This window comes from Streptomyces sp. NPDC088746, from assembly GCF_044751065.1.
Classification (GTDB): Bacteria; Actinomycetota; Actinomycetes; order Streptomycetales; family Streptomycetaceae; genus Streptomyces.
The window spans coordinates 244,613-267,426 of the sequence record NZ_JBIVLA010000006.1 but is presented as its reverse complement, the minus strand read 5'-3'; the positions used below and the strand labels follow the sequence as shown (position 1 = coordinate 267,426).

The window sequence follows — 22,814 nt, the reverse complement described above, 5'->3', positions numbered from 1 at the left end:
CGAGGTCCTCGGCGGAACGGCTGGCGGGATTCGGACGTCACGCTGCCGCGGGACGGGTTCGGTCGGCGGCCGCGTTCCAGAAGTGGTGCGTGGCGTACGTACGCCAGGGGCGCCACGCGTCGGCGTGCCCCGCACCGGCGCCCGCGTGCCGCATGCCCGCGTCGACGGCCGTGTCGCCGGCCGGCAGCACGTCGGGGTCGCCGAGCGCCCGCATGCGGATGTAGCCGGCTGCCCAGGGGCCGACGCCCGGCAGACTCAGGAGCTCCTTCTCCGCCTGGTCGCGGTCGGCGCCCGGGTCGAGCCCGATCCGCCCGTCGGCCAGGGCGGCGGCGACGGCTGGCACGGTGGTGCGCGAGGAACCGGTGGTCCCCAGCTCCTCCAGGCCGGCTTCGGCCAGGTCGCCGGGGTCGGGGAACGTACGGGTGAGAGCGCCGCTCGGCACCTGGAGGGGCGCGCCGTAGGCCGTCACCAGGGCGCTGCCGAGCCGGCGGCCGGCGGCCGGGGAGACCTGCCGGCCGAGGACCGCCCGGACGGCCAGTTCGTGGACGTCGGCGGCGCCGGGGGCCCGCAGCCCGGGCGTACGGGCGACGAGCGGGGCCATCACGGGGTCGGCGCCCAGGCGTTCGGCGACCGCGTGGGGGTCGGCGTCCAGGTCGAAGAGGCGGCGCATCCGCTGGGTGGCGGTGGTCAGGTCGCGCAGGTCGCCCAGGTGCAGCCGGCACTCCAGCCAGCCGGCGCCGGTGCGCTCGCGGACCTCGGCGATGCCGGTGCCGTGCGGCAGGCGCAGGGTGCGTCTGTAGGTGCGGTCGCCCCGTTCGCCGGCCATCTCCTCGATGCCGGTGAGGGCGCGGGCCGCGAGGTGGTCGAAGATCTCGGCCGCCGCGTAGGGCCCCCGGTGCGCGAGCCGCAGCGGCACTCCCCCGGCCCCGTCGGCGGTGGAGACGGACCCGAAGCGCGAGGAGCTGCCGGGCCGGGCGGTGCGCAGCTCGCCGGGGGTGAGGGCGTAGATCTCCCGGACGGTGTCGTTGAACTGCCTGATGCTGGCGAACCCGGCGGCGAACGCGATGTCTGCGGCCTGCAGGGTGGTGGTCTGCAGAAGGACCCGCGCGGTGTGGGCCCGCTGGGCGCGGGCGAGCGCGATGGGTCCCGCACCGACCTCGGCGTTCAGCTGGCGCTGCACCTGGCGGGCGCTGTAGCCGAGGCGCGCGGCCAGCCCGGCCACGCCCTCCCGGTCGACGACTCCGTCGCCGATCAGCCGCATCGCCCGGCCGACGAGGTCGGCGCGCGCGTTCCAGTCCGCCGAGCCGGGCACCGCGTCCGGGGGGCAGCGCCGGCAGGCGCGGAAGCCACCGCCCTGGGCGGCGGCCGCGGTGGGGAAGAACGTGACGTTCCGGCGCTTGGGTGTGGTGGCGGGACAGCTCGGGCGGCAGTAGATCCCGGTCGTGGACACGGCGAAGAAGAACTCGCCGTCGAACCGGGCGTCGCGGCTGGTCACCGCCTCGTACCTGCTGTCGTCACTGGTCATGCTCCAAGGATGCGCCCTGCGCACCGTTGGGGCTGGCGGGAATCGGACACCGTGCTCACTGCACACCCCGGTGCCCAGAACTGGTATCAGTCTTTCATTGGAATCATTCCAGAAAAGTGGTTGACTGCGCAGGTGATCGAAACCGAGGCCCGGACTCTCCTGCGCGGAGCGTCATTGCGAGTGACCCGTCCCAGGGTCGCCGTGCTCTCGGCGGTCCACGAGGCCCCGCACTCCGGTGTCAGTACCCTCCTCACCCCGGTACGCACACGCATCGGAGCGGTCTCGGCCCGAGCCGTCCACGACGTACTCAGGACGCTCGTCGACGCCGGACCGGCGCGGCGGACCGGCCTGCCGAATACTCCGGCACGGTACGAAGGACAGTCCCGGGACGACCATCAGCACGTGGTCTGCCGCTCGTGCGGCACGATCGCCGGCATCGATGTCCCCCAGGGCTCCCCGCGCCTCGATGCGCCCCAGGATCACGGGTTCACCGTCGACCACGCGGAGGTGACGCACTGGGGCCTGTGTCCCGGATGTCGCACCGACCGTGGCCGACGGGAACCGGAGTCGGTGCTTGCACGTTTCCACACGGAGGAGCAGGAAAATTTCTGACAACACGAAGCCGCTGACCACTGCCGCCGGCGCACCGGTCGCGAACAACGAGAACGCCGTCACCGCCGGTCCGCGCGGCCCGATGCTGCTCCAGGACGTCTGGTTCCTGGAGAAGCTGGCCCACTTCAGCCGTGAGGTCATCCCGGAGCGTCGTATGCACGCCAAGGGATCCGGCGCCTTCGGCACCTTCAAGGTGACGCAGGACATCACCCGCTACTCCAGGGCTGCCCTCTTCTCCGAGGTCGGCAAGGAGACGGAGGTCTTCGCCCGGTTCTCGACCGTCGCCGGTGAGCGCGGCGCGGCCGACGCGGAGCGCGACATCCGCGGCTTCGCCCTCCGCTTCTACACGGAGGAGGGCAACTGGGACGTCGTCGGCAACAACACGCCGGTCTTCTTCCACCGGGACCCCCACCACTTCCCGGACCTCAACCGCGCCGTGAAGCGCGACCCGCGCACCAACCTGCGCTCGCCGGAGAACAACTGGGACTTCTGGACCAACCTCCCCGAGGCGCTGCACCAGATCACCATCGTGATGTCGGACCGCGGAATCCCCGACGGCTACCGCCACATGCACGGCTTCGGCTCGCACACCTACTCGTTCATCAACGAGAGCAACGAGCGCTTCTGGGTCAAGTTCCACTTCCGTACGCAGCAGGGCATCAAGAACCTGACCGACGCGGAGGCCGCCGCGATCGTCGCCGACGACCGCGAGTCCTCCCAGGCGGACCTGTTCGACGCCATCGAGCGCGGCGACCACCCGAAGTGGACCTTCTACATCCAGGTCATGCCGGAGGCGGACGCGGCGACGTACCGCTACCACCCCTTCGACCTCACCAAGGTCTGGTCGAAGAAGGACTACCCGCTCATCGAGGTCGGCGAGTTCGAGCTCAACCGCAACCCGGAGAACTACTTCGCGGACGTGGAGCAGGCCGCCTTCACGCCGGCCAACCTCGTCCCCGGAGTGGGTGCCTCGCCCGACCGCATGCTCCAGGGCCGGCTGTTCTCGTACGGTGACGCGGCCCGCTACCGCGTCGGGGTCAACCACCACCAGATCCCGGTGAACCAGCCCCGCGGCGCGAAGAACGTCAACACCTACCACCGCGACGGCCAGCTGCGCGTGGACGGCAACCAGGGCGCCGTCCCCGGTTACACCCCGAACAGCTACGGCCGCTGGGCGGAGCAGCCGCAGTTCGCCGAGCCGGGTCTGGCGCTCGACGGCGCCGCGGCCGACCGGTTCGACTACCGCGAGGACGACGACAACTACTTCGAGCAGCCGGGCAACCTGTTCCGGCAGATGACGCCGGAGGAGCAGGACGCCCTCTTCGGCAACACCGCGCGGGCGATCGACGGGGCCTCGCAGGCCACGATCGAGCGTCACATCCACCACTGCACGCAGGCCGACCCGGCCTACGGCGAGGGTGTGCGCAAGGCCATCGAGGCCCTGAAGGCCTCCAAGCAGGCCTGATCCAGCCGTACGTGAGGGGCCCCGGGCGACGCGTGGTCGCCCGGGGCCCTTCCGCGGTGGTGGCTACCTCAGCAGCGCCGTCCGCCCGAACATCTCCGCCGTGGCCCGTGCGCTGGGCGTTCCCGCGTCCAGGTCGGCGCCCGCGGCGACCAGTGCCTCGACGATCGCGTCCTCACCCTTGAACAGGGCCCCCGCCACCGGTGACTGGTCCCTGGCGTTGCGCAGATCGACGTCGGCCCCCCGCCCGACCAGCGCCCGCACCGTCTCCGTGCGCCCGTGGTACGCGGCGAGCATGAGGGCGGTGTTGCCCTCCTGGTCCTGGACGTCGACCGGCAGCCCGTGGTCGAAGAACTCCAGGAGCTCCGCCGTACGCCCCTCCCTGGCCAGGTCCGTCACGATCACGACGAGCCGGCGGGTCTGTTCCTCGGAAAGCGGTTCCATTCCTCCACTCTAGGCGTGTGCCCCCGCAACCCTCCGGACGGGGCGACACGGATCACATCGCCCGTGGTGTCTGAACTTCACGAGAACTCCAGCGAAATGGCACGTGTGTGGATATCGTGCACCGAGCGAGGGCGCATCCGTCAGTCCACAGGATCGGCGGATGCGCCCCGTTTGTGGGGATGCAACTGTGGCTGGGGGGTTCATGGGGCATGTCGAAATACCTGAATCGGATATATCCGGGCCTGTCGGGCTCGCGGGAGCACCACGACCGCGTACCGCCGGGTCCCGGAACCGCACGGTGGCTCCACAGCAGGTGTGGAGAGCCCCGACGACTGTTGAGCGCGATCACGCGGAGAGACCGCGGGCGAGGAAGTCGCCCGATCCGCGTGTGCCCTTCCTCGTCCTGACCGATCTGCTGGGCCTGGGAGTTCCGGCCTGGCTCGTGCTGCGGGCCGGCGATCAGCCGGGGCCGCTGGCCGCCGCGGCGTCGGCCGCGCTCGTGTGGGGCGGGGTGCGAGCGGCACGTGGCCGGTACGCGCGCCGGCTGCCGGGGGAAGCGGCCGGAGCGGCGGCGCACGCCTCCTGGGGTGACTGGCTGGCGCTCGTCGGGGTGCTGGCGGTGCTGCTGGCCGTGACGGGCGGGGGCCTCGACCCGGCGACCGCCGTGGCGGCTCTGGTGCCCGGCCTGGCCGTGGCCGTCCTGGTGGGGGCCGCGGGCCGGTTACGGCGCACGGCGGGCCGGCGAGGGGGGCGCCGGGTCCTGGTGGTCGGCGAGGCCGCGGGCCTGGACCGGGCGGTGAATCTGCTCAACTCCGGTCAGGATCACCCGTATACGGCGGTGGCCGTCATCCCGGTCGGCCCGGCGGTGCCGGCCTGCGGGACTCCGGTGCCGGGGCGCCTGGCGCCCGAACCGGCCGACGACGATGTGTCCACGGTGCTCGGCGGCGCCTTCGCCCATGACGCGGATCTGGTGCTCGTCGCGCCCGGCCGGCAGCTCGACGACGACCGGCTGCGCCGGCTGGCGTGGGGTCTGCACGACGGCGGGCTGGCCCTCTGCGTCCTCTCGGAGCTGTCGGGTGTCGCCGCCGCACGGGTGCGGCCGGCCTCCGCCGCCGGGCTGACGCTGCTGCATGTCGCGCCGCCGTTGCGGCACGGTCCGCAGGCCGCGCTCAAGGCCTTCGTGGACCGGGCGGGTGCCGCTCTCGGGCTGCTGGTGCTGGCGCCCCTGTTCTTCGGGGTGGCGCTGGCGGTGCGGCTCTCGTCGCCCGGTCCGGTCTTCCACCGCCAGACGCGTCACGGCCTGCACAACAGGCCGTTCACCATGTGGAAGTTCCGCACGATGGTGGCGGACGCGGAGTCCCTCAGGGAGCAGCTCTCGGCAGCGAACGAGAGCGAGGGCCCGATGTTCAAGATGCGCCGCGACCCTCGGGTGACCCGCATCGGCCACGCCCTGCGGCGTACCTCCGTGGACGAGCTCCCTCAGCTTCTCAACGTGCTCCGGGGTGACATGTCCCTGGTGGGTCCTCGTCCCCCGCTGCCGGAGGAGGTCTCGCGCTACGACGAGCGGGAGCTGCGGCGGCTGGCGGTGCGGCCGGGGCTGACGGGTCTGTGGCAGGTCAGCGGGCGGTCGGACCTGTCCTGGCAGGAGACGGTCTCGCTGGACCTCTGGTACGTGGACAACTGGTCCGTGGCGACGGACATGGGGCTCCTCGCCAGAACGGTGCGCGCCGTCACCGACGGCCGCGGGGCGTACTGAGACGTGGTGGGGGGACACGGGGAGACGGGCGTGCACGGATCCAGTGCGTACCGCGGCCGTCCGGCCGGAGCGTCAGCCCTGAGGGGCGTTCCGGCCGAGCCACCAGGCGTAGGTGCGGGCGATGCCGTCCCGCAGGGGAATCTGCGGCTTGAAGCCGAGGGAGGAGAGCCGGGACACGTCGAGGAGCTTGCGCGGGGTGCCGTCGGGCTTCGAGGTGTCCCAGACGATCCGGCCCTGATACTCCGTCACATCCCGTACCGTTTCGGCGAGTTCCCGGATGGTGAGGTCCTCGCCGCAGCCGACGTTGACCGGCTCTGCACCGTCGTACACCTCCAGCAGCCGTGCACAGGCGGCGGCGAGATCGTCGACATGGAGGAATTCACGGCGGGGGCTGCCGGAGCCCCACAGGGTGACCTCGTCCGCACCGTCCCGCTTCGCCTCGTGGAAGCGGCGGATCAGGGCGGGCAGCACATGCGAGGTCTCCAGGTCGAAGTTGTCCCCCGGACCGTAGAGATTGGTGGGCATGGCGCTGATGTACGAGGCGCCGTACTGCCGGCGGTACGACTGGACCTGCACGATCCCGGCGATCTTGGCCAGCGCGTAGGCCTCGTTGGTCGGCTCCAGGGGGCCGGTGAGCAGCGCGTCCTCGGGGATCGGCTGCGGGGCGTGCTTGGGGTAGATGCACGACGAGCCGAGGAAGAGCAGCCGCTGGATCTCGGCGGCGTGCGCGCCCGCGATCACCGAGAGCTGGATCCGGAGGTTGTCCTCCAGGAACTGCACGGGGCTCGTGCTGTTGGCCATGATCCCGCCCACCTTGGCCGCGGCGAGCACGACCGCGTCCGGGCGGGTGTCGCGCAGGAACGCCTCGGTCGGCGCGGCCTCGCGCAGATCGAGTTCGTCCCGGCCGCGGGTGATCACGTCGTGGCCGTCGGCGGTGAGGCGGCGCACCAGCGCCGAGCCGACGAGGCCGCGGTGGCCCGCGACGAATATGCGGGCGCCGGGGCGCAGAAGGGGGCGGGCGGATTCCTGGGACGGTCCTGGGAGGTCAGTCGTCATGGTCCGGATTCTGCCAGGAGCGCGGCATCCGGGTGACGCTTTGCCGCATTCCGCTCAGACAGTGAAATTTCGATGCATGAACCGCCCGACGGGCGACCAGAGAAGGGGGGAGTCATGGCGAAAACCGCACTCATCACCGGCGTGACCGGACAGGACGGTTCGTACCTGGCGGAGCTGCTGCTCGAGAAGGGGTACACGGTCCACGGCCTGATACGCCGCTCGTCGAGCTTCAACACGGAGCGGATCGACCACATCTATCAGGGGCCCGAGGAAGCGAACCGTTCCTTCGTGCTCCATCACGCCGACCTGTCCGACGGGGTCGCGCTGGTGAACCTGCTGCGGGACATACAGCCCGACGAGGTCTACAACCTCGGCGCGCAGTCCCATGTCCGGGTGTCGTTCGACGCACCGCTGTACACGGGGGACGTCACCGGGCTCGGAACGGTCCGGCTGCTGGAGGCGATACGGGCCAGCCGCATCGAGACCCGGGTCTACCAGGCGTCCTCCTCCGAGATGTTCGGCGCGAGCCCGCCCCCGCAGAACGAGGGGACGCCGTTCCACCCGCGCAGCCCGTACAGCGTGGCCAAGGTGTACGCGTACTGGGCGACGGTCAACTACCGCGAGGCGTACGGCATGTTCGCCACCAACGGCATCCTGTTCAACCACGAGTCCCCGCGCCGCGGCGAGACCTTCGTGACCCGCAAGATCACCCGCGGGGTGGCCAGGATCAAGGCGGGCCTGCAGGACCGGCTGCACCTGGGCAACCTCGACGCCGTACGCGACTGGGGGTACGCCCCCGAGTACGTGGAGGCGATGTGGCGGATGCTCCAGTGCGACACCCCCGACGACTACGTGGTGGCCACCGGTGAGGGGGTCAGCGTCCGGCAGTTCCTCGAGTACGCCTTCGAGCACGCGGGCCTCGACTGGGCCGAGCACGTGCGCTACGACCCGAAGTACGAGCGCCCCAGCGAGGTCGACGCGCTGATCGGGGACGCGTCCAAGGCGGAGGAACTCCTCGGCTGGAAGCCGGAGGTGAAGTCGCGCGAGCTGGCCCGGATCATGGTGGACGCGGACATCCGGCAGCTGAGCGACCAGCTCGCGGGGTCCGCGGTCCGGGTGGACAGATGAGAGGGGCCGGACGTCTCAGACGCATCCGGGGCCCTGTGTTCGCCGCCGTGCTGGGCCTCGCGGCGGGCACCCTCACGACGCTCTCCGCTCCCCCGGCCGCCGCGCTCACCCCGCCGGTCGGCTTCACCGCGGACGCCCTGTCCACGTACCAGACCAACGGCATCGTCTGGTCGCTGGCGGAGGCGGACGGGGTGGTCTACGCGGGAGGCACCTTCTCGGGCATCCGGCCGGCGGGCTCCCCGGCCGGGAGCAACACGAGGCCCGCGGTGAACTTCGCCGCGTTCGACGCGGCGACCGGGGCGCCCACCGGCTGTTCCCTCTCCTTCACCCGCAGCAGCGGCACGGCGACGGTCCGGGCGCTCGCCGTCTCGCCCGACAGGTCCACGCTGTACGCGGGTGGTTACTTCAACGCCGTGAACGGCACGGCCGTCAACGGCCTGACGGCGATCGACACCGCCACCTGCCGGCCGCGGGCGGGGTTCGCCCCGCAGTTCGGCGCGACGGTCCGCGCCCTCGACGTCGCGGCCGACGGCACGGTCTACGCGGGGGGCGACTTCCAGACCGTCGACGGGACGGCCCGGCGCTTCTTCGGCGCGGTGACCGCCGCAGGAGCCCTGACCGGCTGGAACCCGGACGCCGACGAACCGGGCCGCACCCTGAGGGTGACCCCGGACGGGGACAGCGTCCTCATCGGCGGTGACTTCTTCACGGTCGGCGGCGCCGACTCGCACGCGCTCGCGGTGACGAGTGCCTCCACGGGCGCGGTCACCCACGCCTACGGGGCCTCCTTCATCCCCCGGTCCGCCGTCATCAAGGACGTCGTCACGGACGAGGCCTCGGACGGCTGGTACGCGGCGGGCGAGGGCGCCGGGCCCACCTCGTTCGACGGCCGGCTCGCCATGGAGCTCGACGGCTTCGGGCAGCGCTGGCGGGACACCTGCCAGGGCGCGACGCAGGCGCTCCGGGTCCACCAGGGGGTGCTGTACGCGGGCAGTCATGTGCACGACTGCTCGACCATGGGCGGCTTTCCCAACCAGGTCCGCAAGCATCTGACCGCGCAGTCGGTCGACAGCCCGGACCTGCTGGGCTGGCTCCCGGACACCAACGACGGCATCGGTGAGCCGGTCGGCCCCCGGGCACTGACCGTGTCCTCGAAGGGCGGCCGTGACTTCCTCTGGGTCGGCGGCGAGTTCACCACGGTCAACGGGACCGGCCAGCAGGCGCTGACCCGGTTCGCGAACACGCCGGACACCGGGGCGCCGCCCGCGCCGGCGGTGAGCGTGTCCGCGCCGCGGGCCGGTGAGGTCGCGGTCAGCTGGCGCAGCAGCCTGGACCTCGACGACAGCCTCCTGACGTACCGGGTCTACCGTGACGGTGGCGCGACGCCGGTGTACACGACGACGGGTTCGTCGCTGTTCTTCAGCAGGCCGCAGCTGACCTTCACCGACCGGAACGTGGTCGCGGGCCGGTCGTACAGCTACCGGATCACGGCGAGCGACGGCACGAACACCAGCGCGCTCTCCGCCGCCGCCTCGGTGACCGCCGCGTCGTCGGCGTCGCCCTACCAGGAGAAGGTGCTGGCCGACGGGGCCGATCTGTACTGGCGCTACGACGAGGCCGGCGGCGCCTTCGCGGCCGACGCGTCGGCGAGCCGCAACGGCGGGGTGTACATGAACGCGCCTTCCTACCGGGCCGCACCGTCCGCGGTGGCGGGTTCCGCCGCGCTCTCCCTCAACGGCACGAACGAGTACGTCTACAGCGACCGGCTGCACCACTACACCTCCCCCACGCCGTACTCCGTCGAGACGTGGTTCCGCACCACGTCGACGAGCGGCGGACGCGTCGTGGGGTACGGCAACAACATCGGTACGGAGCGCGGCCACACCAGCGGCATCTCCGACAAGCTGGTCTATCTGACGGACGACGGCCGGCTGGCGTTCGGCGTCCAGAGCGGAAGCACCCGGCCCACGGTCACCTCGGCCGGCTCCTACAACGACGGCGCCTGGCACCACGCCGTCGCCACGCAGGGACCCTCCGGCATGGTGCTGTACGTCGACGGGGAGGCGGTCGGCACGAACCCGGCGACCGGCAACCGCTCGTACAACGGCTACTGGCGGGTGGGCGGGGACGCCATGAACAACGCCTGGCCCAACCGCCCCACCAGCGACTACTTCGCCGGCCAGGTCGACGAGACCGCGGTCTACCCGTCGGCGCTGACCGCCGCCCAGGTCGCCGCGCACCACGAGCTGGCGGGCACCGTGCCGGGCCCCGGCGGCAGCACCGTAACCCTCACCCCGGACGAGGACGCCTACGTCAACAGCGTCGCGGCCAACACGAACTACAACGACGGCCAGCTCGCCTCACGGGGCACCACGGCCTACCTGAGCTATCTGCGCTTCACCCTGCCGTCCGCTCCGGCCGGCCGGGTGCTCACGGGCGCGCGGCTCACCTTCCGCACCTCGTCCGACCCGACGGCGGGATCGGCCGAGAGCCACCGCATCGTGCCGGTCACCGGCGCGTGGACCGAATCGGCGGTCACCTACACCACCCGGCCGGCGCTCTCCACGTCCGTGCTGGGGACCATCACCGGCGCGGTACCGGTCTCCACCGACCACTCGGCGGAACTGGACGCGTCCGCACTGGACGGGGCCCTCGGCTCCGTCACCTCACTCGCCCTGACCAGCAGCGGGACGGACAGTCTCCGCATCTGGTCGAGCGAGGCAACCGCGGCCTACCGGCCGCAGCTCGTCCTCACCTTCGGAGTTGAATGATGAACGGAAGCACGGGGCGGAGACCCTGGGGAAGCGGCCGTGTGCGGGCCGCGTCCGCCGCGCTCTGCCTGTTCGCGGGAGCCCTGACCGCGACAGCGGCCGGGGCCTCCCCGGCGGCTGCGCTGACACCGCCGGTGTCCATCACCGCGGACGACCTCTCCACCTGGCAGACCAACGGGATCGTCTGGTCGATGGCCGCGACGGAGGGGACCGTCTACGCCGGCGGCACCTTCTCCACCGTCCGGCCGCCGGACGCGGCGGCGGGGACCTCGGAGCAGCCCGCGGTCAACTTCGCCGCGTTCGACGCGGCGACCGGCGCGCCCACGGGGTGCAGCCTGTCGTTCACCATGGCCTCGGGGACCGCCACCGTACGGGCGCTCGCCCTGTCGCCCGACGGTGAAACCCTGTACGCCGGGGGACAGTTCGGCGCGGTGAACGGCGAAGGTGTCAGCAACATCGCCGCCGTCGACACGGCGACCTGCACGCCCCGCACGGACTTCAAGATCTCCGTCTCGGCGACCGTACGGGCCCTGGACGTCACCGCGGACACCGTCTATCTGGCCGGTGACTTCAACAGTGTGGGCGGGCAGACGAGGAACAAGTTCGCCGCAGTCACCACCGACGCCGGCCTGCTGCCGTGGACGGCGAACGCCGACGAGGTGGCCCGGGCGGTCCAGGTGACCCCCGACGGGCAGCACGTGGCGCTCGGCGGTGACTTCTTCACCGTCAACGGGACCACCTCGCACGCACTCGCCGTCGTCGACGCCACCACGGGGGCGCTCACCAAGAGCTATCCGGGCTTCATCCCCAACACCTCGACGGTGCAGGACCTCACGACCGACGCGACCGGTCTCTACACCGCGAACGAGGGCACCGGCGGCGGTGTGTTCGACGGCCGGATCGCCATCGACCTCGACGACTACCAGCAGCGCTGGCGGGACACCTGCCTGGGCGCCACCCAGGCCGTCCTGGTCCACTCGGGCGTGCTGTACAGCGGGAGTCACGCCCATGACTGCGCCAGCATGGGCGGGTTCGCCGACCAGCCGCGCAAGCATCTGCTGGCCCAGTCCGTCGACGACCCGACGCTGCTGCCCTGGTTCCCGGACACCAACGACGGCATCGGTGAGCCGGTCGGGCCCCGCGTGATGACGCAGACCGACAAGGGCGGCCACCACTACCTGTGGGTCGGCGGGGAGTTCACCACCGTCAACGGCGCCGGGCAGCAGGGCCTGACCCGGTTCGCCGACGGCCCGGACACCGGGGCGCCCTGGGTGCCCAACGTCAGTCTCTCCACGGTCACCCCAGGGCAGATCGACGTGAACTGGCAGACCAGCTTCGACACCGACGACGGGGAGCTGACCTACCGGATCTACAAGGACGGCGCGAGCACGCCCGTGCACACGGTCACGGGATACTCGCTCTTCTGGGACCGCCCGCAGCTGAAGTGGACGGACACCGATGTGGCGGTGGGCGAGACGCACTCGTACCGCATCACCGCGAGCGACGGCACCAACACCAGCGCCAAGTCCCCGGCACAGTCGGCGACGGTGGCGTCCTCCACGCAGCCCTATCCGGCACGGGTGCTGTCCGACGGCGCCTCTCTCTACTGGCGCTACGACGAGGGCACCTCCACCTTCGCGGCGGACACCACGGGCGGCCTGAACAACGGCTTCCTGCGCAACGCGCCCTCCTACCGGGAGACTCCGGCCGCGATCGCGGGTGACTCGACCGCGATCGGTCTCGACGGGGCGAGCGAGTACGCGTACAGCAACAAGCGCCACCCGCAGCCCACCCGCTTCTCGGTGGAGACCTGGATCAAGACCACCACCACCCGGGGCGGCAAGATCATCGGATTCGGCAATCTGAGCATGCAGAACAGCACACGCTTCGACAAGCACGTGTACATGGCCAACGACGGACGGCTGGTCTTCGGCGTCTACAGCGGCGGCCGCCGCACGGTGACCACGGCCGGGACCTACAACGACGGCAACTGGCACCATGTCGTCGCCACCCAGGGCACGGGAGGCATGCGGCTGTACGTCGACGGGCAGCTGCGCGCGTCGAATCTCTTCTACACCGGCAACGAGAACTACCCGGGCTACTGGCGGGTCGGCGGGGACAACCTCACCAACTGGGCGAACCGCCCGACCAGCAACTTCTTCGCCGGCCAGATCGACGAGACCGCCGTGTACCCGACCGCGCTGAGCGCTTCCCAGGTCAGTGAGCACTACGCCCTGAGGACTGCTGAATGAGACACCCGTTCCTGGCCGGTGCCGCCGTCGCCCTCGCGACGGCGGTGCTGGCCGCCTGCGGCTCGCCCGACGGGTCCGGCGACGGAGGCGCAAAGGCCACCGCCGCGGCGGGCGGTACGCCGTCCGCCGCGGCGGTGGCCTCCCCCGCGCCGTCCGCAGCCCGTACGACGGCCCCGGGGCCCCGGAGGCCCAGCAGTACGCCGAAGGCTCCCGCCGGGGACGTCACCCCGGCCACGGGGTCCTTCACCAAGAAGCAGAAGGAGTATCTGACCGACCGCGTGCCCAAGGGGATGGATCCGGCCGCGGTGCTCCAGACCGGGCAGGAGACCTGTGACAGGCTCCGCTACCTGGTCAAGGCCGACCGGGGCATCGCCGTCGCCGCGATCGTCTCCGGTGAGGTCGCGGACGCGAAGCCGGCCGTGACCCATCTCTGCCCCCGGCACCAGGACCTCGTCGACGAGGCCGCGCTCGGCTACGCCGACGGCACCCACAAGGGCGCCGGGCTCCGGCCGGGGCGGTACAGGGCCCCCTCCCCCACCAAGGCCTGCAGCTGGCAGGTGGCGGGGGCGGACGGCAAGGAGCTGGAGTCGGGCTCCTCCGGCACGGGCGAGCAGGTGGAGATCACCGTCGCCCGATCCGCCCGCACCTTCACCTCCACAGGCTGCTACGCCTGGCTGCCGCAAGGAGACAACTGATGAGCAAGCTGCCCATCGCCGTCGCGATCCCCACGAAGAACGAGGGTCTGAACATCGCCGAGGCGGTGAAGTCGGTCCTGGGCCACTTCGAGGCGGTCGTCGTGGTGGACTCCCACAGCACCGACGACACGGCGAAGATCGCCGAGGAGTGCGGGGCCGAAGTCGTCACGTACACCTGGGACGGAGGGCATCCGCGCAAGAAGCAGTGGTGCCTGGAGAACGTCCGCACGGACCTGGACTGGATCCTGCTGCTCGACGGTGACGAGCGGCTGAGTCCCGGGCTGCTGGCGGAGCTGCGGAGGATCTTCGCCGACGCGGACAGCCCGAAGCCCGCCGCGTACGACATCCCGCTGGGCTACTGGTTCTCGGGGAAGCGGCTGCGGCACGGCTACACGATCCGTAAGCGGTCCCTGACCGACCGGACCCGGTGCCACTACCCGGAGGTCGGCGACCTCGCGGCGCCCGGTATCGGGGAGGTCGAGGGGCACTACCAGCCGGTCGCGGCGACGGCCGAGGCGCTGAGCAACCCCATCGAGCACCAGGACCTGGACCCCGTCACCGCCTGGTTCGAGCGGCACAACCGCTACTCCGACTGGGAGGCCTGGCTGGAGCACCACCCCGACGTCAAGGAGCAGGTGCGGAAGGTGAAGTCCCGTCAGGGGCAGCTCTTCCACAAGGCGCCGTTCAAGCCGCTGGTGTCCTTCGCCTACATGTACGTCTACCGCCGGGGCTTCCTCGACGGTCGCGCCGGTCTGGACTTCGCGCTCGCGATGAGCTTCTACCGCTGGCAGATAGCTCTGAAGTCCCGTGAGGGAAAGACTGGTTGAGGATCACGCCCTCCGGCGGACCACGTCCTCGTAGGTCCGCCGGAGGGTCCGTGTGACGGCCTCGATGGTGAACTGCTCGTTGACCAGGTTCCATGCGGCCTTCCCCGCACGGTCGTTGGCCTCGGGCTCCAGCAGTTCCAGGACCGCGTCGGCGACCTTGCGGGCGTTCTCCGCGTCCTGGCCGACCCGGCTGTCGATCACCCGGCCCGCCCCGGCGGCGGCCACGTCGGGGCCGAGTCCGCAGGTGCGGGTGATCACGGCGGGCGTGCCGACGGACATGGCCTCCAGGACGGACACGCCGAGGGGCTCCTCGATCGACGGCAGGACGTACACATCGGCCTGCCGCCCGGCCGCGAGCACCTCCTCGTGGCCGAGGGGCCCGACGTGGTCCAGCGAGTCCATCACGCCGAGCTTCCGGGCGAGTGCCAGCGTGCCGGGTAGCGCGCCGGTGTCCGGGCCCGCGAGGACGAAGCGGGCGTCGGGGTGCCGGGCGAGGACGGCCGGCATCGCCGCGACGAAGTCCTCGGGCCGCTTGCGCTCCTGGACGCGGGCCAGGAAGAGGACGGTGGGCGGGCGGCCCTCGTCCCGGGCGGGCTTGCGCTCCTGCGGCCGGACGCCGTTGACGAGCCTCACGGTGTTGCCGAGGGCAACCGGTGCGGCGACCGCGTTCACGTCGAGGCGCTCGGCCTCGGTGAGGTGCAGCACGGCGTCGGCGCGGCGCAGCACCGTGCGCACGCCCAGCAGGTCGGTGAGCTGGGCGACGCGCTTCTCGGTCGGGTCGACCATGCCGTGCGTCTGGACGACGAGGGGGGTGCGGGTGGCGAGGGCGAGGAGCGCGGCGGGCAGGGTCACGAGGTCGCGCATCAGGTGGACGTGGACGAGGTCGGCGCCGCGCATCATGCGGCGCGCGGTGTTCAGCAGGGCCCCGGAGGTGATGCCGCTGACCTCGAACATCGGCAGCAGGTGCCGCGCCTGGAAGAGGTGTACGGGCACGCCTTCGACCGTGTCCGGCAGCGCGCCCGGGAAGTCGTCGCCGAGCGCCATGACGCGGGCGTCGTCGCCGTCGGCCCGCTGGACCTTGGACAGGTTGAGCGCGACCCTCGTGGGCCCGCCGAACGCGTGGTCCGGAGTGTGCAGAGTGACGATGTGCAGGACCTTCACCAGGGTTCCCCTCAACCTCGGCCGACTTTTCACAGACTAGTCATCTCATCACCTCAAGTGGGCGGATTCGTTAAGGTGTTCGTGAGCCATGGGGCCCTCGGGGCCGGTGATCGGGGGGCCATGACGTCCGTGCACGAGTCGGAGGGCGCCGTCGCCGTCCGGGAGAACGTTCCGCGGCCGCCGGCCGAGCCTCCGGCGAGGCCCCTGACGTGGGCAATGCTCTCGCGGGCGCTGTCCGTGCCGCTCATCCTGGGCCTGGTCTGCTTCCTGCCCGCGGTGATCGCCGCCCAGCCCGGTTCGGGGGTACGGGACACCGCCTACTGGCTGCAGCTCGTCCTGACCTGTTACGCGGGGGCCCGGCTGGCCACGATGATCCTGTCGACCCGCAGACGGCTGCTCCAGGGCGTCTTCTGGATGTTCGTGTACATCGCCATGGGTGTGGCGCCGTTCGCCCAGGTGGTGATCGGGCAGACCCCGACGCCGATGGTGGGTCCGCGCTCCGACCTGGTGACGGCGATCGCGATGATCCTGGTGGGGTGCGCGGCCTTCGACCTGGGCGCGCTGCTGGCCTCGCGCCGCCCGCTGAAGAGGCGCGCCGCCTCGCGGGCCACGGGCGGGCCCGCCGTGGCCCACCCGGTCAGGCTGCGGCTGCTGGTGCTGCTCGCGCTGCTGGCGAGCGCGTACTACGTACTGAAGCTCGGCGGGCCGGCCGTCTTCTTCTCCAGCCGTCAGGAGATCAGCGACACGGTGGCGCAGAGCGGGGTGGCCTCTGCTGAGTCCAACGTCGGCTCCGCGTTCCTGAAGGGCTTCGGCACGGTCCCGGCGCTGCTGGCGTTCCTGTTCTACACCCGGCGCCTGGTGACCTCGCGCCGGGCCCGGCGTTCCCCCTCGACGGCGCTGGTGTGGGTGACGCTCGCGGCGGTCAACCTGATCGTGAACAACCCGATTTCCAACGCGCGTTACTGGTTCCTGACGGTGCTGGTGTCCCTGCTGTTCACCGCGTTCCCGAGCAGTGCGGCGATGTACCGCTCGGTGCTCACCATGGGCGTGGTGGGCGCCCTGGTGCTGTTCCCGTACGCCGACCGCTTCCGTTACGACGACGAGGGGTACCGGCCCGTGCAGTCGGCCTCCGTCTTCGAGCCGCTGGCCACCAAGGACTACGACCAGACGGTGATGTTCGCCAACACCATCTCCTGGGTGGAGACCCGGGGCCACACCTACGGTCGTCAACTCGCGGGCTCCGCCCTCTTCTTCGTCCCCAGGGCCGTGTGGAGCGGGAAGCCCGAGGACACCGGGGTCCGGGTCGGCGAGTGGATGGGGATGAACATGACCAACCTGTCGGCTCCGCTGTGGACCGAGTTCTGGGTCGACTTCGGCGCGTCCGGCATGATCGGCGGCCTGGCGCTGATCGGCTACGCGGCGGCCCGCACGGACAGGAGGTACGCGCTGGCCGTCACACGGGCGGGACCCGGGCCTGGCAGCGTGCTGGCGATCGCGGCGCCGCTGATCGCCGGGTACACGTTCATCCTGTTGCGGGGACCGCTGCTCCAGGCCGCGGGGAAACTGGCGATAGGCGCGCTGTGCCTGGTGCTGATCAGCACGTTCAGGGAGCAGCGGGCAGCGCGTCGGCGCTGAGGGTCCCGGCAGTGCCCCGGCGGCGCAGCCGGGCGACCCGGGTCCAGGTGGCGGCGGCCTTGCAGAGCGATCCGAGGCACAGCCCCCAGGCGGCCCCGGGGACACCTCCGAGGGCGTAGCCCCCGGCCATGAGGGCCACGGCGGTGAGGGAGAAGACCACCTGGATGCTCAGCGTCGTACGCGGGTCGAGCATGCGCAGGGCGAGCAGTCCGCAGGTGCCCACGGCCATCGCCGCGTACTGGCTGCCGGTCGCCGGGAGCAGGGCGGCGGCCGTCGGCCAGGTGTCGCCGAGGAGCTCGCGCCCCGCCCGCTCGGGCAGCAGGGCGAGTGCGGCGGCCCAGAGGGCGGCGGTGGCGGCGAGCACGGCGGCGAGGCCCGCGGTGGCCCGCACCCGGCGCCTTTCGTCGCCGACGCGGCCGAGGAGCGGGGGACCGAAGGAGGTGGCGGAGGTGAACAGCACGTTGAGCGGCCCGAACAGGGTGGTGGCCCCGCGCAGGGCTCCGACCAGGAGGGGGTTGGCGACGGCGCCGAGCCCGAGGACGGAGAGCTGGCTGGTGGCGTTGCCGACACCGAACTCGACGGTGAAACGCTGCCCGAGGTGGCCGCGCCTCAGCAGCGGGCGCAGCGACATCGGGGCCCCTGCCGTCGAGCGGTGCAGCAGCACGGCGGAGAGCAGGAGGGCCGGCAGGGCGGAGAGTCCCCAGACGGCGATCAGCCGGGCGGGGGCTGCCCCGTACTCCTGGGCGGCCAGGGCGCCCAGCACGCAGGCCAGTCTCAACAGGTCCCCGCTCAGGGCGAGATGGGGCTTCTGGAGGGTGGAGAAGGCGTAGCGGAGGGCGTCCTGCCCCAGCACCACCGGCAGGACGAGGCCGAGCGCCAGCAGGGCGCGGGCGGTGTCCCCCGGGACGAAGAGGCAGACGGCGGCCAGCAGGGCGCCGAGGGATGCCGACGCTCCGACGGTGAACACGACGGCCGAGCGGCAGGCGCCCCGGGTGTCCTCGCCCCCGCCGCGCCGGAGGACCAGGGGCTGCCCCGTGTACGCGCCCGAGACACCCAGCAGCACCGTGAAGACGAGGTAGACCGCCGAGAAGCGGGCGAAGTCGGCCACGGTGGAGAGCCGGGCGGCGGCCACGAGCACCAGGATGTTGGTGAGCGCCGCCACGCCCTGGTCCGCGACCGAGCAGAGGATCGCGGTGCGGGCTCTCACCGGCGCGCCCCCGGCAGGGTGAAGGAGCGCAGCCCCATGGTCTCGTCGGGGCTCCCGGTGGTCTCCGGCGCGTCCGCGTCGGCGGCCGGGCCGTCCGGGCCGCCGGTGCGGCGCCGGGCGGACTTGTGCCGGCGTTCCGAGCGGCGCAGCCGGGCCCGGCCGGGGTGGAGGAGGGCGCCGAGCACCGAGCCGCCGGAGGCGCCGATGATCTCGCGGATGCGTTCCAGGTCGCTGCGGTGCACCTCGCGCGGGTCGCAGACGATCATGACGCCCTCCACGCGGTCGACGAGGGCGACCGCGTCGGCGTACGACAGCACCGGCGGGGCGAGGACGATGACCACGGCGCCCGGGCGGTCGGCCTCGGCCACGATCCGTCCGACGGACGCGGAGGTCAGGGCGCGCGGCACGTTGTCCGCGGTGACCCCGGCGACCAGGGCGAACGCCCCGGAGCCGGGCACGTCCACGTTGGAGCGGCCGCCGGCCGGCCAGCCGCGGTCGCTCTCGTCGGCGGCCCAGCGCGGCGGGCGCACCTCATGGGCCGCCCTCCCCAGGTCGTGGGCGAGGGAGGGGGTACGCAGATCGGCTTCGACGAGCAGGACGTCACGGCCCATCTCGGCGAAGGCGGCGGCCAGGTTGACCGCCGCGGCCGCCGCGGCCGCGTTGTCCCCGCGCGGGGCGGTGACCAGGAGCCTGCGCCGCTCGGCGAACGACGGGTCGTAGGCGAGCCGGAAGGCGACCGCGCGGTACTCCTCGGCGAGCCGCGAGCCGCTGCGCCCGATCGCGAGCAGGGTGTCCCCGGCCGCGCGTTCCCTGGGCAGCGTGCCGAGCAGCGGTGCCCCGAGGGAGCGGACCAGTTCGCGGGGAGAGCGTACGGCGGGGTCGAAGACGAGACGCACCCAGGACAGCAGCAGGCCGAGGGCGAGGCCGACGACCGCGCCCAGCCCGAGGAGCAGCGGCAGGCCCGCGCCGGCGGGCTCGGTGGGGGCGACGGGCTTCTTGTTGAGGTAGCCGGGGGTGGTGTCGAGCGCCTTGAGCTCGGAGATCTTCCGGCTCAGCTCGGAGATGGAGACGATGATGTTGGCGCGGGCGCTGCTGACGTCGTCCGCGGCGTCGACGCCTGTCCGCTCCTCCAGCAGATCGCGCTTCTCCTCCAGTGGTTCGAGCTGCGCGCGGTAGCCGTTCGCCATGTTGTCGAGGCTCTCCTGGGTGCGCGCCTTCCGGTGCGCGAGGTAGGCGTTGGCCAGCGCTTCGGCGCGGGACCTGGCCTGTTCGGGGGCGGCCCCGGTGTAGGAGAAGCGGAGGGTGAGGGTGTTGGGCGGGTTGGTGACCTGGAGGCCGGCCAGCAGCTTCCGGGCGGTGACGTCGTCGCCCTTCTTGAGCAGGGTCCCGGCCGCCAGCTCGCCCACGGTGTCGCTGACGGCTGTCTGCCGTTCGGAGCCGATGTTGATGCCCTTGTCCGCGGAGGCCCCGGTGGCGAAGGGGTCCGCGGTCGCGGAGCGCACCTGCACCTCACCGGTGGCCGTGTAGGTGTCGTCGCCGCTCAGGGCGAGGAAGCCCCCGCCGAGTAGGCCCACGACGACTCCCCCGGCGAGCAGCAGGCGGTAGCGCAGGAGCTGGCGGAACTGGTCGCGCAGCAGTGCCGGTTCGTCCTGGTCGTCCAGGGGACGGATCTGGTGGGTCATCGGCGTGCTCCCCCTCGTGTGTCACCTGTTCGCGCGTCCCCGAGCGCTTCGGTGAGCAGGGCGTCGAAGCGGGCGAGGCCCGCCTCCCTGCTCAGGTGCTGTGCGACGTAGCGCGGGCCGTGCGCTCCCAGCGCGTCGGCCGTCACCGGGTCGGCGGCCAGCCGGCGTACGGCGCCGAGGAGCGCGGCCGGGTCCTCGGGGGCCACCAGGACGCCCGCGCCCGAGCGGCGCACCTCGTCCGCCGTGCCGCCCCCGTCGGCCACGGAGGCGACGACGGGGCGTCCGGAGACGAAGTACGAGGTGAGTTTGGACGGCACGCTCATGTCGAGCACGGAGGCCCGCTGGGTCACCGCGAGCACATCCGCGGCGGCGAGCACGTCGGTGAAGTCGTCCGCGTCCGCGGGCGGCAGGAAGTCGAGGTTGGGCAGCCCGGCCGCCAGCTCGCGCAGTCCGTCGCGCTGGTTGCCGTCGCCCATCAGGACGACCCGGATGTCCGGGGCCAGCCGCGCCAGGCCGACCAGGACGTCGAGCCCCTGCTTGAGGCCCATGTTCCCGGAGTGCAGCAGTACGGGGGTGGAGCCGTCCCAGCCCAGGCGGGCCCGGGTGGCGGCCCGGTCGGCCGAAGGGCTGTGCACGTGCGTCCAGTTGGGGACCACCCGGATGCGGCCGGGGTCCACGCCGAGGGCGGTGACCCCCTCCACGAAGCTCCCGTGGATCACACCGACGAGGGCCGCGCCGCGCAGCGCGTAGCGCTCGGCCTTCGCGGCGACGTCCGCCGCCCTGCCTCCCCCGCGGATGCCGCTCTGTGCGGCGGCGGCGCCCATCAGGTCCTGGACGACGGGTATGTGGGGGACGCGGTGGCGGCGCGCCAGCCGGGCGCCGAGCACACCGCCCGCGAGGCTCGGCATCTGGGAGACCACCGCGTCGAAACGTCCGGGCGGCGGGGCGAGGATCCCGTGGGCGAGCACGCTCGCCTCGAACGCCCCGCGGCGCAGCGCGGTCTGACGGGGCGGCACATAGTGACGCCGCCGGTGTATCCGCACACCCTCGCGGCTCTCCTCCCTGCGCCACACGCCCCGGTACTCCTCGTCCACGCGCCAGGCGGGGTAGTGGGGCATGCCGGCCAGGACCTCGGTCCTGGCCCCCGACGCCGCCCAATGCTCGGCGAGCTGCGTGGCGTACGGCCCGATACCCGTCAGCTCGGGGGCGTAGTTGGTGGAGACCACGAGAAGTCTGCGGTTTTCGAACGGTCTCAGGTGCTCAGCTGCGGACAACGGATGATCGCCTTCCCCCCGGAACAGCCACTCCTCCGAGCTTATCCGTTCACGGGATGCACAAGTGTTCTTCACAGTAAGGTCGTTGCACCAGTTCCACCGTGGGGGGAGAGAACGGATGGTGCAGCACAGAGTCGGTTACGCGCCGGGGGTGTACGACCTGTTCCACGTCGGCCACCTCAATATCCTGCGGCACGCCCGCAGCCAGTGCGACTACCTGGTGGCCGGAGTCGTCTCCGACGAGATGGCCGAGCTGGCCAAGGGCCACAGACCGGTGATCCCGCTGCCCGAGCGGCTGGAGATCGTTCGCAGCATCCGTCATGTGGACGCGGCGTTCGTGGAGACCGTTCCGGACAAGGTCGAGACCTGGCAGCAGGTCCGCTTCGACGTCATCTTCAAGGGTGACGACTGGCGGGGTACGGAGAAGGGCGAACGTCTGGAGCGGGACTTCGCCGAGGTCGGGGTGGAGGTCGTCTACTTCCCGTACACGGTGCACACGTCCAGCACCCAGCTGCGCCGGGCACTGGACGTGCTCGTCAGCCGGCCCGGAGCGCTTTCAGCTCCCTGAACCACTTGACCAGGAACGCCGCGAGGAACAAGGCGTGCACGGCCGCGAGCGCGGCGTACCCGGCGCGGAAGGCCCCGGGTGCGCCGAGCAGGAGGAAGACGAGGCAGAAGACCCCGTAGTCCGCGGGGAGCAGCGCCACCGCCCGGACCCGGGACACCTGCGCCGCGGGACCCTCGGGCAGCGGTGCGGCGCGGGCCGCCGCCTTGCCGAGCTGTTCCCGCAGGAGCCCCGCGCAGAAGGTGAGCACGGCGACGAACAGGAAGCCGAGCGGCAGCAGGAGCCAGCCCTCGCCGGGCAGGGAGCCGAAGCGGTGGAAGGAGATCAGTACGGCGCTGTGGACGAGGATCATCTTCGCGCAGTCCACGACGTGGTCGAGCCACTCGCCGTCCGGCCCGCCCCGCCCGGTGAGCCGCGCGAGCTGCCCGTCGGCGGAGTCGAAGGCGAAGCCGACGGCCAGACCGGCGTAGACAGCCACCCCGAGCCACCAGGACGGCTCCAGGAGGGCCACAGCGGCGATCGCCGCGAAGGTGAACAAGGCGCTGACCGAGGTGACCTGATTGGGCGTCAGCCCGACACGGTAGGCACCGGCGGCGAGCAGACGACCGGCCGGCCGGTTCACGTACCGCGAGTAGAGCGAGACACCCTTGGACGACTTCTGCGCGCCGCGCAATTCGCGCAGCACCGTACCCGTGCTTCCCATACGCCCCCCAGCGCCCGGTGGATTCCCGGCGCATCATCGCAGACATCGTGTGCGGGGCG

18 protein-coding genes are annotated in these 22,814 nt (G+C 72.0%); 10 read left to right on the top strand and 8 right to left on the bottom strand.

The annotated features are described in order from the left end of the window. Positions 1-37: 37 nt before the first annotated feature. Entirely contained in the window at positions 38-1,525 is a 1,488-nt protein-coding gene (locus tag ACIP63_RS26310) for an AlkA N-terminal domain-containing protein (RefSeq protein ID WP_401520131.1), read from the bottom strand. Positions 1,526-1,705: 180 nt separating this feature from the next. On the opposite strand from ACIP63_RS26310, the gene ACIP63_RS26305 reads away from it, so the two are divergent. Further along, entirely contained in the window at positions 1,706-2,137 is a 432-nt protein-coding gene (locus ACIP63_RS26305) for a Fur family transcriptional regulator (RefSeq protein WP_401520128.1), read from the top strand. Next, positions 2,130-3,602, top strand: a complete 1,473-nt coding sequence (locus ACIP63_RS26300) for a catalase (protein ID WP_401520724.1) — start codon at positions 2,130-2,132, stop codon at positions 3,600-3,602. The genes ACIP63_RS26305 and ACIP63_RS26300 overlap by 8 nt, the downstream gene beginning before the upstream one ends. Before the next feature lie 63 nt (positions 3,603-3,665). Here ACIP63_RS26300 and ACIP63_RS26295 read toward each other — a convergent pair whose 3' ends face one another. Next, positions 3,666-4,043, bottom strand: a complete 378-nt coding sequence (locus ACIP63_RS26295; RefSeq protein WP_401520125.1) for an ankyrin repeat domain-containing protein — start codon at positions 4,041-4,043, stop codon at positions 3,666-3,668. Positions 4,044-4,245: 202 nt separating this feature from the next. Here ACIP63_RS26295 and ACIP63_RS26290 point away from each other — a divergent pair, with 202 nt between their 5' ends. After that, the gene (locus ACIP63_RS26290) at positions 4,246-5,799 is read left to right on the top strand and encodes a sugar transferase (protein ID WP_401520123.1); all 1,554 of its coding nucleotides are present in this window, start codon (positions 4,246-4,248) and stop codon (positions 5,797-5,799) included. 72 nt (positions 5,800-5,871) lie between these two features. Here the strand turns inward: ACIP63_RS26290 and ACIP63_RS26285 are convergent, their stop codons facing one another. After that, positions 5,872-6,855, bottom strand: a complete 984-nt coding sequence (locus tag ACIP63_RS26285) for a GDP-L-fucose synthase family protein (protein WP_401520121.1) — start codon at positions 6,853-6,855, stop codon at positions 5,872-5,874. Between the two features lie 114 nt (positions 6,856-6,969). Between ACIP63_RS26285 and gmd the strand changes: the two genes are divergently transcribed. Genes gmd through ACIP63_RS26260 form a run of 5 tightly spaced genes read left to right on the top strand, consistent with a single transcriptional unit; the run spans position 6,970 to position 14,528 of the window. Continuing rightward, positions 6,970-7,983 carry a GDP-mannose 4,6-dehydratase gene (gmd, locus tag ACIP63_RS26280; protein WP_401520119.1) on the top strand — a complete coding sequence of 338 codons (1,014 nt, stop codon included), beginning with the start codon at positions 6,970-6,972 and terminating at the stop codon, positions 7,981-7,983. Further along, positions 7,980-10,754: a LamG-like jellyroll fold domain-containing protein gene (locus tag ACIP63_RS26275; RefSeq protein WP_401520118.1), complete on the top strand. Its 2,775-nt coding sequence runs from the start codon at positions 7,980-7,982 to the stop codon at positions 10,752-10,754. Before gmd ends, ACIP63_RS26275 begins: the two co-directional genes overlap by 4 nt. Continuing rightward, on the top strand, positions 10,751-13,006 hold the full coding sequence (locus ACIP63_RS26270; RefSeq protein ID WP_401520117.1) for a LamG-like jellyroll fold domain-containing protein: 2,256 nt from the start codon (positions 10,751-10,753) through the stop codon (positions 13,004-13,006). Before ACIP63_RS26275 ends, ACIP63_RS26270 begins: the two co-directional genes overlap by 4 nt. Beyond that, the gene (locus tag ACIP63_RS26265) at positions 13,003-13,701 is read left to right on the top strand and encodes a hypothetical protein (protein WP_401520115.1); all 699 of its coding nucleotides are present in this window, start codon (positions 13,003-13,005) and stop codon (positions 13,699-13,701) included. Before ACIP63_RS26270 ends, ACIP63_RS26265 begins: the two co-directional genes overlap by 4 nt. Further along, positions 13,701-14,528: a glycosyltransferase family 2 protein gene (locus ACIP63_RS26260; protein ID WP_401520114.1), complete on the top strand. Its 828-nt coding sequence runs from the start codon at positions 13,701-13,703 to the stop codon at positions 14,526-14,528. The genes ACIP63_RS26265 and ACIP63_RS26260 overlap by 1 nt, the downstream gene beginning before the upstream one ends. 3 nt (positions 14,529-14,531) lie before the next feature. Here the strand turns inward: ACIP63_RS26260 and ACIP63_RS26255 are convergent, their stop codons facing one another. Next, positions 14,532-15,689, bottom strand: coding sequence for a glycosyltransferase (locus tag ACIP63_RS26255; protein ID WP_401520112.1), 1,158 nt, complete (start codon positions 15,687-15,689; stop codon positions 14,532-14,534). A gap of 120 nt (positions 15,690-15,809) precedes the next feature. On the opposite strand from ACIP63_RS26255, the gene ACIP63_RS26250 reads away from it, so the two are divergent. Continuing rightward, a complete protein-coding gene (locus ACIP63_RS26250; RefSeq protein WP_401520110.1) occupies positions 15,810-17,324 on the top strand; it encodes a hypothetical protein in 1,515 nt (504 codons plus the stop codon). Here ACIP63_RS26250 and ACIP63_RS26245 read toward each other — a convergent pair. The 3 genes from ACIP63_RS26245 to ACIP63_RS26235 are packed head-to-tail and all read right to left on the bottom strand — an operon-like array spanning position 17,293 to position 21,487. Then, positions 17,293-18,531, bottom strand: a complete 1,239-nt coding sequence (locus tag ACIP63_RS26245) for a hypothetical protein (protein WP_401520109.1) — start codon at positions 18,529-18,531, stop codon at positions 17,293-17,295. The genes ACIP63_RS26250 and ACIP63_RS26245 overlap by 32 nt on opposite strands. Next, entirely contained in the window at positions 18,528-20,213 is a 1,686-nt protein-coding gene (locus ACIP63_RS26240) for a lipopolysaccharide biosynthesis protein (RefSeq protein WP_401520107.1), read from the bottom strand. Before ACIP63_RS26240 ends, ACIP63_RS26245 begins: the two co-directional genes overlap by 4 nt. Beyond that, positions 20,210-21,487, bottom strand: coding sequence for a glycosyltransferase (locus ACIP63_RS26235; protein WP_401520105.1), 1,278 nt, complete (start codon positions 21,485-21,487; stop codon positions 20,210-20,212). Before ACIP63_RS26235 ends, ACIP63_RS26240 begins: the two co-directional genes overlap by 4 nt. 118 nt (positions 21,488-21,605) lie before the next feature. Between ACIP63_RS26235 and ACIP63_RS26230 the strand changes: the two genes are divergently transcribed. After that, positions 21,606-22,055 (top strand): adenylyltransferase/cytidyltransferase family protein, encoded by a 450-nt coding sequence (locus ACIP63_RS26230; RefSeq protein WP_393764603.1) that lies wholly within the window; start codon positions 21,606-21,608, stop codon positions 22,053-22,055. Here ACIP63_RS26230 and ACIP63_RS26225 read toward each other — a convergent pair. Beyond that, positions 22,024-22,755 (bottom strand): CDP-alcohol phosphatidyltransferase family protein, encoded by a 732-nt coding sequence (locus ACIP63_RS26225; protein ID WP_401520101.1) that lies wholly within the window; start codon positions 22,753-22,755, stop codon positions 22,024-22,026. The genes ACIP63_RS26230 and ACIP63_RS26225 overlap by 32 nt on opposite strands. Positions 22,756-22,814: the final 59 nt, after the last annotated feature.